The sequence below is a fragment of the Pseudomonas sp. NFX5 genome (assembly GCF_049132125.1).
GTDB lineage: Bacteria > Pseudomonadota > Gammaproteobacteria > Pseudomonadales > Pseudomonadaceae > Aquipseudomonas > Aquipseudomonas marginalis.
Map to the genome: position 1 here is coordinate 49,368 of NZ_JAFMZG010000002.1, position 16,036 is coordinate 65,403.

The window sequence follows — 16,036 nt, forward strand, 5'->3', positions numbered from 1 at the left end:
GAAAAGGATTTTTATGCAACTACCTGACCCTATTGCCCACGCCGTCAGCGCACGCTTCACCCAGCGCCCGGCGCTGGAAACCGTGATTCGCGAGCAACTCGCCACGGCCATCGGCGCCACGTACCCCAGCCTCAGCCTGGACCTGCGCCGCACCCGCCTGGCCCGGCCACAACGCCGCGGCTGGCTGCTGCAACCCTTTATGCCGGTGGTCCACGATGCCCTGGCCAGTGGTGCGCCATTGGATTTCAGCGAGGTCAACGGCTCGCCCTGGTACCTTTCGGACGAGCCACCCAAACGCCTGAAACTGCCCGGCCTGACCGAGGAAAAACTCGACATGCAGGTCATCGCGAAGCAGGTCGGCGAACTGCCGCAAACGCTGCCCATCGCCCTGCAGAATGCGCTGGCGGCGTATTGGGACACCGGCCCCTGGCACTGGCTGGCCGGCGTCTTGCGGGACACCCTGCGCATCGGCGCCCTGGGCCAGGCCGGCCTGGACCAACCCGCCAGGGAAACCCTGGAACAATTGATCGACTGCCCTGACCGCGAGGCCCGCCTTGCGCGGCATGGGGTGAATGCGGTGTTTGCCTACGCCCTGCAAGCCACCCTCACCCACGCCGAACGCTCGGTCACACGGATGGGGCCGCAGCTGGCATTGATTCGTGCCGTCAACAGCAAGGTCTCGGTGGTGCTGTGTGACCCGCAGCACACCGCCGAGGTTTTCCCGAGCATGGACGCCCTGATCCAGGCCTGTGGCCAGCGACTGGGCCGCCAGTACCAGGTCGACGACATCCTGATTCAACGCTACGAGCCCGATGGCGATATCTTCGAGCACCAGGCGTCGATGATCCTCGATCGCCAGCTCGAAGACCTCGGCAACCTGCGCCTGCCCACCGGCCAGCCGTTCAGTACCTGGCAGGCGCTGTACGCCGAGATCACCGACCCGGGGCGGTTTTTCCGCGACACGCCAACCGCCCCGCCCCAGACCCTGGACACCCTGCGCCAGCACCTGCCGGCCTGGCTGCGCGACGCCGATGCCGACGACCAGGCCACGTACCGGCGCTACGCCCTCGCCATGGCCGGCGCCAAACGGCGCGCGGCGGGGCGTACGGCCTTCAGCCAGATCGATGACCTGCGCACCTACACCGTCAAGGCGTTGTTGCAGGCCTTGCAGCAGGATGCCGTGACCCTGGGCAGCTCGGCCCTCGCATTGCCTTCCGTCGGCGCCTTGCACCCCGATGACCTGCAACTGACCTTCACCATTGCCGCCGGCTACCCAGGTACGTCAGGGATCATTCGCCATGAACGCATGAGCCTGACCGACCTGGCCATCGACAACTTGTCCAGCCGTCCCAGCGGCAGCGTGACCCTCACCCACCGCCACGGCCTGCCCCTGCCGGCCTGGCTGACCGCCGACTACCTGATGGGAGCCGACGGCCCGGTGGCGCGCGTGGACATCGGCCAGCACTACCCGCGGCTGCTGGAGGCCCACTGGCTGGGGGAAAGCCCCGAGGCACTCCGGCGCGAAACCCTGTTCGCCCAACAACAGGCCGTGCAGTTGCCGTTGCTGGCCCTGGAATTGGCCCTCAAGCAGCAAGCCGGCCTGAGCGCCCGGGGCGCACGCCTGGTGGCGGCACTGATGGAGCCCGAAGCCGCCAACCAGAAGGTCGACCAGCAGCCGGTGGTGATCCGTCACCTGGCCCTGCTGTCGGCACCCGGCGCCCATCCGGACACGGTCAGCGCCATGTACCTGATCGAGCCGCAGGACATCGGCGGCGGCCCCCATGTGTTGTATCGCCCGCTGTACGCCGAGGCGCTGCAGGAATTTGCCAGCCGTGAGGCGCTGCTGGAGGCCATCGCCGAAACCGGGCCGCTGCAGGACAGCGTATTGACCTGGCTGAGTGACAGGGCCCGGCCGATCTACGCCAATGGCGGGTTCCGCGAGCCCCACTCATTGCGCTTTGGCCAGGGCGACGAGTTTGCCCCCTTGCACAGGCCAGCGCCGGCCACCCTGGCCGCCGATGGCATCAATGACGAGTTGCAGCAGTGCCTGGTGACCGGGCGCCTGATGACGTACCTGTACAGTGATCACGCCCGGGCCCTGATCGAACAGGCCAACCGCGAATCGGTGTCCAACAGCGAAAGCCGCTGGCAGGTGCTGCGCGAAGGCAGCAGCCTGTTGTTCGGCAACCTGTTGCTTCCGCTGCTGCGTGGGCCGGCCATGCTGACCGGCTGGCTGTGGGGCCTGATGGCCAGCCTGGGCGAGGACATTCCGGCACTGGCCTCCGAAGACCCGCAAGCGCGCGAACTGGCCAGCGTCGACCTGCTGCTCAACCTGGGGTTGCTGTTGTTCGAAGCCGTGCCCGCGATCACCGCCGCGCCCCCCGCGCTGGCGGCGGGGCTCAAGGACCAAGCGTTGCCCCCGCCCCTGGCCCCGTGGGTCGCCGAGCAGTGGCCGCAACCGCCCCCGCCCGCCATCCGCGAAGGCGCGGTTATCCTGCCCGGTGCGCTGGAGCGGGTGGACAACACCGTACTGGACTTGAGTTTTACCCAGGCTCGCTCGCGCCTGACCACGCTCCAGCGCCGCCGCCTGGCCAGCTTCAGCACCCCACGCCCGACGCCCCTGCCCCAACCGGTGTTGAACGGGCCGCGCCGGGGGCTTTACCCCGTCGAAAACCGCTGGCATGCCCTGGTGGACAACCAGTGGCTGCAAGTTGCCCTGGAGCCGGAAGGCGATATCCGCGTGGTGATGCCTGGCGACGCCAGCCTCAACGGCCCGTACTTGCGCAGCGACGGCCACGGGGAGTGGTCGGTAGACACCCGCCTGCGACTGCGTGGCGGCATGCCGCCGAAACGGATTGCCGCCGAACGCCAGCGCCAGGCGCAACGCATCAGCGAACTGAAGAAGAGTTTCGAACAGTTCATCCAGGGCCAGGTGGCCATGCAGGGACGGCTCGACGTGATCCTGGCGGTGATGACCAGAACCGCCGAAGACTCGCGCTTCAGCGAAGCGCAACACGCCGACAGTCGCCAACGATTCGATACCGCACTGCAGGAACAGACCCAGGGCTACCAGCAGCAACTGGACAGCCTGCCGGAACGCAGCAGGCTGGGGATTGCCCTGCCGCCCCGGTCGGTGGCGAGCCTGTTGGAAAATGTCATCAACAACGTGCGCAAACACGTGGTGGTGGCCGAAAAAGACCGCGCGGCGCTCTACCGCAGCCACCCTCACTTCACTACCAAGGGCGGCCGCCTGGCCGAAGCGGTGCTGACCGATTTCCCGGCCTACCGCCAGTTCATTCGCGCAATGATTGCCATCAATGAGCGCTCGGTGCGCTGGCTCGAACTGCGCGATCGCTACCTCGAGCAGCTGTTCAACCTCGGCACTGCCAGCGCGGAAGACTACATTCGCCTGACCGCGGAACGCCCCCAGGAAATCAGCGTGCTGGCCGTCAAGGACCTGCTGATGCGCAACTACGAACTGATGACCCATAAACACCCTGGTCATCCCTTGGTGGAGGTGCTGATCGATATCCTCGAGCCGCTCCAGGAACACTTGCGTACCCAGGCCGACCTGAACGACCTGGAACTGTCGGCAGAGGAACGCGTCAACGTGCTGGAAAGCCTGGTGGAGCACTATGGCCGGGGGCTGGACTCGTTGCAGGGGGTTGGGATCGTCAACGCCGATGAGTTCGATGGCGACTATTTCGCCAAGCTGGTCAAGCTGGTGCAGGCGCTGTACGAGGAGGCCGCCAGTCAGTTGGCCAGCGAAATCAAGCCGCTTGCCCTGCCCGCCCCGCGCCCGAGCCGGCGCAGCCCGACGGCGGTGGGCAGACCGCAGAAAAAGGTCATCCGCACCTCGAAAAAAGGCACCTTTATCGGCGAGGTCAAACCGCTGGGCACGCTGGAAACCGTGGAGGTTCGCTCGGAAGTCACGGGCGAGGTGCTGGGCACCTACTCGCAACGGGGCGAACAATGGATCGAGTTCAAGGAGTCGCCGCCCTCACCTACCGCGCCGGCTCCCCGCAGCCTGAGCCTGGTCAAGGGGGAAGCGCGCAAACTGCTGGGCATGCTGGAAGAGCACCTGAAACGCGGCGATCAATACAAGAAAATCTCCAGGCATCCGGAAGAGGTCCAGGAGGTGCTGCAGTATGAGTCGGTGCGCTACGACAAGTTGGCGACCGAACTGCATCAGGCCATCCAGGCCCAATCGGCCGAGGCCCGCACGCTCGCGGACCAGAACCTGGAGCGTGACATGCGCCAGGCGGCGGCACGCCTGAGCGAGCGCGGCCTGGCCCTGCGTATTCAACTGTGCCTGGAGCTCCCCCCCACCCACGGCAACCTGGAATTCCTGATCGAGCAAAAGCGCGCGAACATGGCGCTGCTGGGCGAACGCATTCAACTGATCGGCGACCGCCGGGACTTTGTCCAGGAATACGCAATCAACGACCAGGGTGGCTACCCCTTGTGGTACGCCCACTTCCACTACCCGGCAGCCGACACGCCCAAGCAGGCCTACACCGCCGCCCACCTGAAGACCCGCGAACAGCGCCGGGTCAGTTACTACTCGCAACTGGCCAGGGCCCAAAGCCCACAGGCCGTGGTGGATGTGCATCGTGGCTTGATCGGCAAGGCGCTGGCGCAGCGCTGGTTCCTGCCGCTGGCCCGCTGATAAGACTGTGGCAGGCCCGCTTGTTGTAGCGAGGGGACTTGCCACAATGCCAGGTAGGAGCGAGCTTGCTCGCGAAAAACGCCCAGGCAACGCGTTCATTCTCGATAACCGCGATGGCCCTGAGTGCTTCGCGAGCAAGCTCGCTCCTACCTGGAATTGGGACAAGCCCGCTCGCTGCTCTTTAGCCAGGCTCAGTGGGCAAACAACGAGTTACCCTTCTGCCCCGCCAGCTTCTCGGGCTTGATCAGGAAGCGTGCCAGCGCCGGCAGCAGCCACAACGCACCGAACATGTTCCACAGCAGCATGAAGGTCAGCATCAGGCCCATGTCGGCCTGGAACTTGATCGCCGAGAAGATCCAGGTGCACACGCCGATGGCCAGGCACAGGCCGGTAAACAGCACGGCCTTGCCGGTGGACTTGAGCGTCTGGTAATAGGCTTCCTGCAACGGCAAACCGGCACGCAGGAAACTTTCCAGGCGGCTGTAGATGTAGATGCCGTAGTCCACGCCGATCCCCACCCCCAGGGCCACCACCGGCAAGGTCGCGACCTTGACGCCGATGCCCATGAACGCCATCAGCGCGTTGCCCAGCACCGAGGTCAGCACCAGCGGCAGCACGATGCACAGGGTCGCCGCCCAGGAGCGGAAGGTGATCATGCACATGGTCGCCACGCACAGGTACACCAGGATCAGGATGGTCAGCTCCGATTCCTTGATCACCTCGTTGGTGGCCGCCTCGATCCCGGCGTTACCGGCAGCAAGGATGAATTCCAGGCCGTCCTTGTTGTTCTCCTTGGCGAAGTCCTGTACCGCATGCACCGCGCGGTCGAGGGTCTCGGCCTTGTGGTCATTGAGGAACACCAGCACCGGCGCCAGGGAGCAATTGTTGTTGTACAGGCCGTCGGCGCGGGCGATGGAGTTGTTCAACACGTCGGGGTTGCGCGACAGGGTTTCCCATTTCAGGTTGCCCTCGTTCATGCCCTTGATCATCTGCTTGGACACGGTCACCAGCGAGATGGCCGACTGCACGCCCTCGGTGTTCTGCATCTTCCACATCAACTGGTCGATGGGCGCCATGGCTTCATAGCGCGAGCAACCTTCGGCCTTGGTCTTGACCATCACCACCAGCACGTCGGAGCTGGTGGAGTAGTTGCTGATGATGAAGTTGTTGTCCTTGTTGTAGCGCGAGTCCGGGCGCAGCTCCGGCGCGCCCTGGTCGAGGTCGCCGATCTTCAGGTTCTGGCTGTACCAGAGGCCGCCGCCAAAGGCGACCAGCGCGAGCAGGACCGAGACCGGCGCGACTTTGGGGCTGGCGAATTTCGACAGCAGGCGCCAGAACGGATGTTCTCGGTGCGCGTCCTTCTTGCTCCGGGCGATGGCCCGCTTGCTGATACCCGCATAGGAAATCGCCACCGGCAGCAGGATCAGGTTGGTGAACACGATCACCGCCACGCCGATGGACGCGCCGATGGCCAGTTCGCGGATCACGCCGATATCGATAATCAGCAGGGTAATGAAACCCACCGCATCCGCCAGGATCGCGATCATCCCCGGCAGGAACAGTTGCCGGAAGGTGCGCCGCGCGGCCGTCAAGGCGTTGTCCGCCTCGCTGGATTGCAGGGCGATACCGTTGATCTTCTGCACACCGTGGGAAATCCCGATGGCGAAGATCAGGAACGGCACCAGCATCGAGTACGGGTCCAGCCCGAAGCCGAAGAAGTGCATCAGGCCGAGTTGCCAGACCACCGCCACCAGTGTGGTGCTCAACACGGCGATGGTGCTGCGCAGGCAGTTGGTGAACCACAGCAATAGAACCAGGGTGATGACGAAGGCAACGCCGAAGAACAGCACCACCATCACCAGGCCGTCGATCAGGTCGCCGACCTTCTTGGCGAAGCCGACGATGTGGATCTTGACGTTGGGGTTCTGGGCTTCGAACTTGTCGCGGATCTTGTCTTCGAGTTCATGGGAGAACTTGCGGTAATCCAGGGCCAGCAGCTTGCCCTGGTCCTGCGGGTCCGGGTAGGACTCCAGCAGCGGGATGTCGACGATACTCGACTTGAAATCGTTGGCCACCAGCCGTCCGACCTGGCCGGACTTAAGCACGTTATTGCGCAGTTGATCGAGGCTTTGCGTCGAGCCGTTGTAGCTCTGCGGGATCACTTCACCGCCGGCGAAGCCTTCTTCGGTGACTTCGGTCCAGCGTACGCTGGGGCTCCACAGCGATTTAAGGCCCGAGCGGTCGACGCCGGAGATGTAGAACACCTCGTCGTTGATCTGGCGCAGGGTCTCCATGTATTCCTTGGTGAAGATGTCACCGTCCTTGGCCTCCACCGAGATACGCACCGTGTTGCCCAGGTTGGCCAGGTCGTTGCGGTGTTCCATCATCTTTTCGATGAAGGGGTGCTTGAGGGGGATCATCTTTTCAAAGCTGGTGGACGGGCGAATCAACGTCGCCTGCCAGAACAGGAAAATGCTCACCAGCAGGCAGATCACGATGACTGCCGGGCGGTTATTGAAGATCAGGCGCTCAAGAAAGGTCGCTTTATCGTTGTGATGACTGCTCATGCGTTCCCCGCCTTCTTATTGTTTTGTCGGTTCGGCGCCAGTGGGTGTGGCGACGCGAACACCACCCTGCCCGACCAGAATCAAGTTGCCGTTGCCTGCCGCCGTGACGGCCGACAATGAAATACGATCGGGGCGATTGAACACGCTGAAGGTCCGGCCGTCGTCATGGCTGACCACCACGCTGCCGCCGTTGCCGACCACCACCAGCGAACCGTCTTCGAGCAAGGTGGCCCCCGACAGGCCGAACTCCAGGGCCCCGCGTGCGGCATTGAGTTCGACTTGTTCCCAGGTGCTGCCGAAATCCGTGGAGCGGTAAAGATTGCCGCGCAAGCCGTAGGCCAGCAGGGTTTGGGGTTGTGCGGTGCTGATCACGCCAAACAGCGAGCCCTCGTAGGGGCCTTCGAGTTTTTCCCAGGTCTGGCCGTCGTCGCTGGAGCGGAACATGCTGCCCTGCTCGCCGACGATAAACAGGCCGGCGTCCTTGATCCGGGCGATGGCGTTGAGGTGAAACTGGTCTTCATTGTCGAGGCGGTCGCTGACGTCTTCCCAGGTCTTGCCGCCGTCGGTGGTTTCGATCAGCGCCCCATAGGCGCCCACGGCCAGGCCGTGGTGGGCATCGTTGAACCACACGTCGAGCAACGGCGCTTCACGCTTGAGGTCTTGATACTGCTGGGTCCAGGTGGCACCGCCGTCGGTGCTGGCGAGGATTTGCGCATCATGGCCGACTGCCCAGCCCTGCTTGTCATCGACGAAATACACCGCCGTGAGCAGTTGCCGGGTGGGGACCTTGGCTTGGGTCCAGGTGCTGCCCTGGTCATCGGAATAGAGGATGTGCCCGCGATCACCGACCGCCACCAGGCGCTTGCCGGCATGCACGACATCGATCATCAGGCCTTTGGCGGCCTTGAGGGATTCAATCGCAAAAGAGCTATCGCTGGCGGCCTGGACAACGGTCGGCAACGCGACAGTCCCAAACAGCGAGAGCGCTGCGGCCAGCAACGCAACCCTGCGTGCGGCGCGTGGGCGGCAAACAACCCAACCCATGACAGGCTCACTCATAGACCTTTCTCCCATTTATTATTGTTAGGTCGTCTCGCCTTCCCGGGCCCTGAAACCTGCAATCTAGAGCGCCTGGAGGAAGCAGGGGCCATCCTATCGGGCTTTCGAATCGTCTGACAATCGGTGCTACGTTATCTTTTGTTAACTGACGGCGTTTGGCCATGCCTGAATAGGCGGGTATCAACCAGGCTGATTAATGAATTTTTATTCCATCTATTGAAATTTAGGAATTTTTATTCCATTAATAGCCTTCCTGAAAACAATAATCCAAAGGACCACGGCTATGCGTGAACTCGGAATCGGCTTGATCGGCACAGGCTTCATGGGCCGCGCCCACGCCCTGGCATTCAACAATGCCCGGGCGGTATTTGAACTGCCGGTACACCTCAAGCTGGCCGCCCTGGCCGATGCCGATACCGAGCGCGCCCAGCGCTGTGCCACGGCCTGGGGGTTTGCCCAGGCCCACGGCGACTGGCAGGCGCTGATCGACGACCCGGCCGTGGATGTGGTGGCCATCACCACGCCGAACCACCTGCACTTTCCCATGGCGATGGCGGCCATTGCAGCGGGCAAGGCGGTGTACTGCGAAAAACCCCTGGCGGTCAGCCTGGAGCAGGCCGATGCCATGCGCCAGGCCGCCCGCGAAGCCGGGGTGGTGACGCGGGTCGGCTACAACTACCAGCACAACCCGATGATCGGCCTGGCGCGGCAACTGATTGCCGAGGGCGACCTCGGCGACATCATCAGCTTCCAGGGCGAGTTCAGCGAAGACTTCATGGCCGACCCGGCGTCACCGTGGTCGTGGCGCTGTGAAGTGGAGCATGCCGGTGGCGCCCTGGCGGACCTGGGCAGCCACTTGCTGTCGATGGCGCGTTACCTGGTGGGCGATGTGACCGGCGTGTGTGCCGACACCCAGACCGTCCACGCCCAACGCCCGGCCGTCAAAGGCAGCGCCGAGCAGAAAGCCATCGCCGTGGATGACCAGGTGCACGCCCTGCTGCGCTTCGCCAACGGTGCGCGCGGCACGGTGAGCAGCAGTTGGCTCAAGCACGGTTACAAGAACCACCTGAGTTTCGAGATCAGCGGCACCAAGGGCACCTTGGCGTTCGATCAGGAGCGCTTGAATGAACTGCGCCTGTGCCGTGTCGGCCAGGACGGTTTCCAGCGTCTGCTGGCAGGTCCTGCCCTGCCCGGCTACGCGGCATTCAGCCCGGCGGCGGGGCATCAACTGGGGTACAACGAGCTGAAGACCCTGGAGGTGCAGGAGTTGATCATGGCCGTGGCGGGGCAAGGCGCGGATGGTACCGACTTTGACGCGGCGTGGGAGGTGGAACGGCTGGCGACGGCGATTCGTGTGGCGGCCCGTGAAGAGCGCTGGGTCAACCTAAACTCGCTCTGAAGCGCAATGCAAAACCCTTGTGGGAGGGGCAAGCCCCCTCCCAACTTTCAGATCACCTGCACACCTCTCAATCAGCGGAAGTGAAGCCTGTCGAGCATGTCGGGACGCCTGAGGAGTTCCTTCGCCAGCCAGGCCTGGCGACCGAAGTAGGGATGCCTGGTAACGGTCCAGTTGGCAACTTCATGCAGTTTTTCGAGGCTGAGGTGGATGGGCCACTGCGGGTCCTTGAACAGATCGAAATCACGCATCAGCTCTCGGGCCAACTCTTTGTCATTCTGGTTTTTAAACATCGTGATGTTGAGGTTGTTTCGATCGATCAGGCTATCCAGCCCGCCGGTGATATGGTGACGGTCCATATCGTCGACCAGGTCTCCACGCCTCATCAGTTCCCGTGCCAGGCGGATATTCTGGTCTTTGTCATAATCGCCGGTCAGCGGTTTGCCGGCCATATTCTTCAGGCCGTCCTTGGTGATGATCCCATGGGGTGCCTTGAAGTCATCGAACCTGTCGAGCAGCATGCGTGATAGGTCCGCATTGCTCTTGCTACCAAAACCGTAGCAGGGCTTGCAGGGGAACGGGTCGGGCCTTGGAGGGCGATGGGCGCCAAAGCAGTGACGGACGAACTGCTTGAAATTGCTCATAACCCCCGCCGGCCAATAACCTGCTTTGATCTGCTGTGCACGGTCACGCGCCTCGAAGCCGGCGGTACCCGCGTTCGCGTAAAACGCTGCCGACCGCGGGGTGTCACTCGACTGAAAGCTGATTGAGGCGCTCTTTTGCGGGGTGGCGGACGCATTCGCCGTTGGTTTTGGGGAAGAGCTATTGCCCTGATCCACCTCCGGGTCCAGGCGTGAGGAAGTAACAGGTTTATCAAGAGCAGGCGCCAACATCGTTTGATGTCTCCAGTCCGGTTTGGCCAAAAAGTGTTCACCTGCCTGTCCAGCGTCGCACCAGGACGCAGATACACAGCGATAACGCTGGGTTGCAAGTAGTCCTTATGTGGCAAGCCTGTCCGAATCAGTTCCGGCCTTTCTAGCGCAAGGCTCGACGCAACACTTTGCCCACCGTCGTTTTAGGCAACTCGGTAGTGCGAAACTCCACATACCTGGGCACCTTGTAGCCCGTCAGGTATTCCCGGCAATGGGCGAGGAGCTGTTCCTGGGTCAGGTTCGGGTCCTTGCGCACCACGATGATCTTGACCTTTTCCCCCGTCACGCCGTCTTCCACGCCGATGGCCGCCACTTCGCCGACGCCCGGGTGCAGCGCCACCACGTCTTCGATTTCATTGGGGTACACGTTGAAGCCCGAGACCAGGATCATGTCTTTCTTGCGGTCCACCAGGCGGATATAGCCGCGTTCATCCATCACCCCGATATCACCGGTCGACAACCATCCCTCGGCGTCCAGCACTTCGGCGGTGGCGTCCGGACGTTTCCAGTAACCCTGCATCACCTGTGGGCCGCGCACCTGCAGTTCGCCCTGCTCGCCGATATCGGCCAGCTCGCCGTCTTCACGCATAAACCGTACCCAGGTCGACGGCAGCGGCACGCCGATGCTGCCGGTGAATTCCATTTCGCGCATGCGCGCAATGTCGATCGGGCTGATGCTCACCACCGGCGAGCATTCGGTGAGGCCGTAGCCTTCGATGATCGGCAGGCCGGTGACGTCCTTCCAGCGCTTGGCCACCGCCGTGTGCGTGGCCATGCCGCCGGCGATCACCATGCGCAGGTCGGAGAAGTCCCGAGCGCAGAACTCCTTATTCTCCAGCAAGCCGTTGAACAGCGTATTGACCCCGGCAATGCCATTGAAGCGCTCCTTGCGCAGGATCATCTGCACCCGCTTCACGTCCCGCGGATTGGCGATGAGGATGTTGCGCCCGCCCAGGCACATGAACATCAGGCAGTTCACCGTCAGGGAAAAGATGTGATACAGCGGCAGCAGGGTGACGTTGGTTTCCTGCTTGTCCTGGTCCAGCTGGTCGCCGACCCAGGCCTTGGCCTGCAACAGGTTGGCGATGATATTGCGATGGCTGAGCATCACGCCCTTGGCATCCCCGGTGGTGCCGCCGGTGTATTGCAGGAAGGCCAGGTCGTCGAGGTGCATGTCCACCGGGAAGTGGTTGAGCGCGCGGCCCTGTTTCAGCACCTGGTTGAAACGCACCGAGCCCCTCAGGTTGAACGCCGGCACCTGCTTTTGCACGCGACGCAGGATGAAGTTCATCGCCGCGCCCTTGAAGCTGCCAAGAAGATCACCGATGGCGGCCACCACCACGCGCTTGACGCTGCTGCCGGCGATGACTTTTTCCAGGGTATGGGCGAAGTTTTCGAAGATCACCACGGTTTCAGCGCCGCTGTCCTTGAGCAAGTGCTTGAGCTCATGGGCGGTGTACAACGGGTTGACGTTGACCACCACCGCACCGGCCAGGATCGTGCCCAGCAGGCAGATCGGGTACTGCAAGCAGTTGGGCATCATCAGCGCCACGCGGTCGCCCTTCTGTACGCCCTGGCCCTGCAGCCAGGCGGCGAACGCAATGCCTTGCACCTGCCAGTCGGCGTAGGTCATTTCGGTGCCGATGCTGACGTAGGCGACCCGCTCGCGAAATTTCTCCAGGTGCTCCAGGAACACCTCGCGCAACGACGGGTAGTCCTCGATACCGGCATCGATGTCCGCCGGGACGCCGGGCAGGTAAGCGTTCAACCAGACCCGTTCGGTATGTTCCAGGCTGATAGCGTTCATGGCAGTCTCCTTATTGTTGTTTTTGATGGGGCTACTTTTCGACGATAGCGGTAATGCCCAGCCCGCCCGCCGCGCAGATGGAAATCAGGCCGCGACCGCCGCCCCGCTCGTGAATGGCCTTGGCCAGCGCCGCCAATTGCCGGCCACCGGTGGCGGCAAACGGGTGGCCGCAGCCGAGGGAACCGCCGTTGATGTTCATTTTGGCGCGGTCGATAGCCCCCAACGGCGCCTCCAGGCCGAGCCGTTCGCGGCAGTAGTCGGCGTCTTCCCAGGCCTTGAGCGTGCACAGCACCTGGGCGGCAAAGGCTTCGTGGATCTCGAAGAAATCGAAGTCGGCGAAACTCAGCCCTTCGCGCTTGAGCATGCGCGGTACGGCGTAGGCCGGCGCCATCAGCAGGCCCTCGCTGCCGTCGACAAAATTCACCGCCGCCGTCTCGCCCGTGCGCAGGTAGGCCAACACCGGCCAGCCATGGGCGGCCGCCCAATCTTCGCTGGCCAGCAGCACCACCGAGGCGCCATCCGTCAGTGGCGTGGAGTTGCCCGCCGTGAGGGTACCGTGCTGGCGGTCGTAGGCCGGGGACAGGCCGGCGAGTTTCTCCAGGCTGGCGTCGGCGCGCAGGTTGTTGTCCCGCGCCAGGCCGCGATGGGGGCTGATCAGGTCGTCGAAGAAACCGCGCTGATACGCGGCATCCAGGCGCTGGTGGCTGGTGAGGGTCAACTCGTCCTGGGCCAGGCGCTTGATCTGCCAGCGTTGGGCCATTGCTTCGCAATGTTCGCCCATGGACAAACCGGTACGCGGCTCGCTATTACGCGGCAACAGCGGCTTGAACAACATCGACGGACGCACCTTCAGCAGTGCCTTCACCTTGTCGCCCATGCCCTTGGCGCGGTTGGCCGCGAGCAAGGTGTGGCGCAGGGATTCATTGATGCCGATGGGCGCGTCGGAGGTGGTGTCGGCGCCACCGGCGATGCCCACGTCGATCTGGCCGAGGGCGATCTTATTCGCCACCAGCAAGGCCGCTTCCAGGCCGGTGCCGCAGGCTTGCTGCACATCGTAGGCCGGGGTCTGCGGGGACAAGGTGGTCGACAGCAGCGATTCACGCGCCAGGTTGAAATCCCGCGAATGCTTGATCACCGCGCCGGCGGCAAACTCGCCCAGGCGCTGGCCGTGCAGGTTGTAACGGTCGACCAGGCCTTGCAGCGCCGCCACCAGCAGGTCCTGATTGCTGTCGTGGGCGTACACCGTGTTGGAACGGGCAAACGGAATGCGGTTGCCGCCGATGATCGCCACGCGGCGGGTCGGGGCCGGGTTGAAGCTGTAGTCACTCATGTAGGGCTCTCATTCCAGACAAATAGCCCGCGCATATGCGGTTTGTCGCCGGCGAAATTGCGCACTTCGAATTCGCGCCGCGGGCCGCTCACGGGGTGTTGCCACAGGGCGACCTGGCCGGGCAGAAAGATCGGCAGCTTGAAGTCGCAATGGGCTTCGGCCTGACCCAGGCCCCCGGGGGGTTGTTGAGCGGCCAATGCGCGGCCGAGGGTCCACATGCCATGGGCGATGGCGCGGCGAAAGCCGAAGAGCCTGGCGCCGATCAGCGAGGTGTGGATCGGATTGAAATCCCCCGAGACCGTGGCGAAGCGCCGGCCCAGGTCCGCAGGCAGTATCCAGCGCTGGGTGCGTAACAGGCCCTCCTCCTGCAACGCCAGCGCGTCCTCCCATGGCTCGCCGACGGGACCTTTCACCTCGCGGCGCAGGTACAGGCTGTCGCTTTCCCACACCAGGGTGCCGCTGCTGTAGGCCCGGGTGGCGATGCTCAGCGCCTGGCCCTTGGCATGGGCCACCCAGCGTTCGCAAAAGACTTCCAGGCGCAGTGCCTGGCCTTCCTGCAGGCGCTGGTGCTGCCGAATGCGGTTGGCCAGGTGCACCATGCCGCTGGCCGGATACGGGAAACTCGGACGGGTCAGCAGCATCAGGTGCAGGGGGAACGCCAGCACATGGGGGTACGACAGCGGCACGCCCTGTTCGCGGCGAAAGCCACAGGCACGGCCGTAAGCCGCAATGCCCGCAGCGGACAATTCCACCGCCGAGCGCACCAGGCGCTCCCTGGGCAACAGCGGTGCGCCGTCGAGCTTGGGTTTGCGCAGGGCACGTACGCCGTCCAGCAACAGGCGCGCGCGTGATGGCGGTGGGTCGATGATCTGCGTCACGTAGTCCATGGCTCAGGCTCCCAGCAGGCTTTGGCCGCACACGCGCACGACCTGGCCGTTGACCCCGCCCGACGCCGGGTGCGCCAGCCAGGCAATGGTTTCGGCCACATCGATCGGCTGCCCGCCCTGGGACATCGAGTTCATGCGCCGCCCGGCCTCGCGAATCATCAGCGGGATCTTGGCGGTCATCTGGGTCTCGATAAATCCAGGTGCTACCGCATTCACCGTCACCTGTTGCGCCGCCGCACGCGGGGCCAGGCCTTGCACCAGGCCGATCACGCCGGCCTTGGAGGTGGCGTAGTTGCTTTGCCCGAGGTTGCCGGCAATGCCGGAGATCGACGACACGCACACGATGCGAGCTCCAGGATTCAAACCCTGGTTGTCCAGCAAGGCATTGCTCAGGTTCAACGGCGCTTCAAGGTTGACCGCCAACACGCTGCGCCAGGCCGCTTCAGGCATCTTGGCGATGGTCTTGTCGCGGGTGATCCCGGCGTTGTGCACCACCACATCGAAGGCACCGTATTGGCCGACATGGGCATGCAACTGGGCAGCGGCGTCCGCTGCCGTGATGTCCAACGGCAGCGCCGAACCGTCCACACTCGCGGCCGCCTGTTGCAGCGAGTCCTGGGCCTGGGGCACGTCCACGCAGACCACATGGGCGCCCTCGCGGGCCAGGACCTGGGCGATGGCCAGGCCAATGCCTCGGGAAGCGCCGGTGACCAGCGCGCGGCGGCCGGCGAAGGGTTTGTCCCAATTGACGGCGACCTGCCCATCCACCGGTTTTTCCAGGCGCACCACCTGCCCCGACACATAGGCCGAACGCCGCGACAGGAAGAAACGCAGGCTGCTGTCCAGTGCGTCTTCCGCTCCCGGCGCCACGTACAACAACTGCACGGTGATCGCCCGGCGCAACTCCTTGGCCAATGAACGTACCAGGCCTTCGAGCGCACGCTGGGCGATGGCCTGGGGCAACTCGGTGCAGTGTTCCGGCGCGGTGCCCAGCACCACAACGCGGCCGTGTTGGCCCAGGCGCCTGGCGTTGGCGTGGAAGAACTCATAGAGCTCGTCCAGTTGCTGCAGGCCGGTTATGTCGCTGGCATCGAACACTGCGCCCTGCACCTTGACCGTGGACGGCGCCTTGGGCGTCGCCGGGGTGGCGGTGACCGTGTCGGTGGCGCTGAACACCTGTTGCACCTGCGCAGCCAGGCGCCCTGCCCCGGCGACAATCACCGGGTTGGCCAGGCCTGGCTGACCGCTGCGATGGCGCTGCAACGGCACGGGCTGGGGCAAGCCCACCACCTGGGCCAGGCGACGGCCCCAGGGGGAATTGACGAACGATAGGTAGCTGTCACTCATAGATAGATCCACTCACCACACAAACTTGCCGTGTAAACCCGG

9 protein-coding genes are annotated in these 16,036 nt (G+C 63.9%); 2 read left to right on the plus strand and 7 right to left on the minus strand.

Annotated features, from left to right (window positions below; translation table 11 throughout):
* The first annotated feature begins 13 nt into the window (after positions 1–13).
* Positions 14–4,669: a hypothetical protein gene (locus J1N02_RS00335; protein WP_421147040.1), complete on the plus strand. Its 4,656-nt coding sequence runs from the start codon at positions 14–16 to the stop codon at positions 4,667–4,669.
* 191 nt (positions 4,670–4,860) lie between these two features.
* On the opposite strand, the gene J1N02_RS00340 is transcribed toward J1N02_RS00335, so the two are convergent.
* Both J1N02_RS00340 and J1N02_RS00345 read right to left on the minus strand, forming a co-directional pair.
* The gene (locus J1N02_RS00340) at positions 4,861–7,236 is read right to left on the minus strand and encodes an efflux RND transporter permease subunit (protein WP_027608582.1); all 2,376 of its coding nucleotides are present in this window, start codon (positions 7,234–7,236) and stop codon (positions 4,861–4,863) included.
* Between the two features lie 15 nt (positions 7,237–7,251).
* Positions 7,252–8,280, minus strand: a complete 1,029-nt coding sequence (locus J1N02_RS00345; protein ID WP_421147070.1) for a WD40/YVTN/BNR-like repeat-containing protein — start codon at positions 8,278–8,280, stop codon at positions 7,252–7,254.
* A 298-nt stretch (positions 8,281–8,578) separates the two neighbouring features.
* Between J1N02_RS00345 and J1N02_RS00350 the strand changes: the two genes are divergently transcribed.
* The gene (locus tag J1N02_RS00350; protein ID WP_098479310.1) at positions 8,579–9,694 is read left to right on the plus strand and encodes a Gfo/Idh/MocA family protein; all 1,116 of its coding nucleotides are present in this window, start codon (positions 8,579–8,581) and stop codon (positions 9,692–9,694) included.
* Positions 9,695–9,765: 71 nt separating this feature from the next.
* Here J1N02_RS00350 and J1N02_RS00355 read toward each other — a convergent pair whose 3' ends face one another.
* From J1N02_RS00355 to J1N02_RS00375, 5 genes are all read right to left on the minus strand, one after another.
* Positions 9,766–10,584 carry a hypothetical protein gene (locus J1N02_RS00355; protein ID WP_133822097.1) on the minus strand — a complete coding sequence of 273 codons (819 nt, stop codon included), beginning with the start codon at positions 10,582–10,584 and terminating at the stop codon, positions 9,766–9,768.
* A gap of 142 nt (positions 10,585–10,726) precedes the next feature.
* Entirely contained in the window at positions 10,727–12,430 is a 1,704-nt protein-coding gene (locus tag J1N02_RS00360; protein ID WP_092356813.1) for an AMP-binding protein, read from the minus strand.
* A gap of 31 nt (positions 12,431–12,461) precedes the next feature.
* Positions 12,462–13,760 carry an acetyl-CoA C-acetyltransferase gene (locus J1N02_RS00365; protein WP_421147041.1) on the minus strand — a complete coding sequence of 433 codons (1,299 nt, stop codon included), beginning with the start codon at positions 13,758–13,760 and terminating at the stop codon, positions 12,462–12,464.
* A complete protein-coding gene (locus tag J1N02_RS00370; protein ID WP_092356806.1) occupies positions 13,757–14,647 on the minus strand; it encodes a MaoC/PaaZ C-terminal domain-containing protein in 891 nt (296 codons plus the stop codon). The genes J1N02_RS00365 and J1N02_RS00370 overlap by 4 nt, the downstream gene beginning before the upstream one ends.
* A 3-nt stretch (positions 14,648–14,650) precedes the next feature.
* Positions 14,651–15,994: a 3-oxoacyl-ACP reductase gene (locus tag J1N02_RS00375; RefSeq protein ID WP_421147042.1), complete on the minus strand. Its 1,344-nt coding sequence runs from the start codon at positions 15,992–15,994 to the stop codon at positions 14,651–14,653.
* Positions 15,995–16,036: the final 42 nt, after the last annotated feature.

Excerpts from the sequence above, each read along its gene's own strand:
- J1N02_RS00335 (WP_421147040.1), top strand. The coding sequence starts at position 14 with ATGCAACTACCTGACCCTATTGCCCACGCCGTCAGCGCACGCTTCACC.
- J1N02_RS00340 (WP_027608582.1), bottom strand. The coding sequence starts at position 7,236 with ATGAGCAGTCATCACAACGATAAAGCGACCTTTCTTGAGCGCCTGATC.
- J1N02_RS00345 (WP_421147070.1), bottom strand. The coding sequence starts at position 8,280 with ATGGGTTGGGTTGTTTGCCGCCCACGCGCCGCACGCAGGGTTGCGTTG.
- J1N02_RS00350 (WP_098479310.1), top strand. The coding sequence starts at position 8,579 with ATGCGTGAACTCGGAATCGGCTTGATCGGCACAGGCTTCATGGGCCGC.
- J1N02_RS00355 (WP_133822097.1), bottom strand. The coding sequence starts at position 10,584 with ATGTTGGCGCCTGCTCTTGATAAACCTGTTACTTCCTCACGCCTGGAC.
- J1N02_RS00360 (WP_092356813.1), bottom strand. The coding sequence starts at position 12,430 with ATGAACGCTATCAGCCTGGAACATACCGAACGGGTCTGGTTGAACGCT.
- J1N02_RS00365 (WP_421147041.1), bottom strand. The coding sequence starts at position 13,760 with ATGAGTGACTACAGCTTCAACCCGGCCCCGACCCGCCGCGTGGCGATC.
- J1N02_RS00370 (WP_092356806.1), bottom strand. The coding sequence starts at position 14,647 with ATGGACTACGTGACGCAGATCATCGACCCACCGCCATCACGCGCGCGC.
- J1N02_RS00375 (WP_421147042.1), bottom strand. The coding sequence starts at position 15,994 with ATGAGTGACAGCTACCTATCGTTCGTCAATTCCCCCTGGGGCCGTCGC.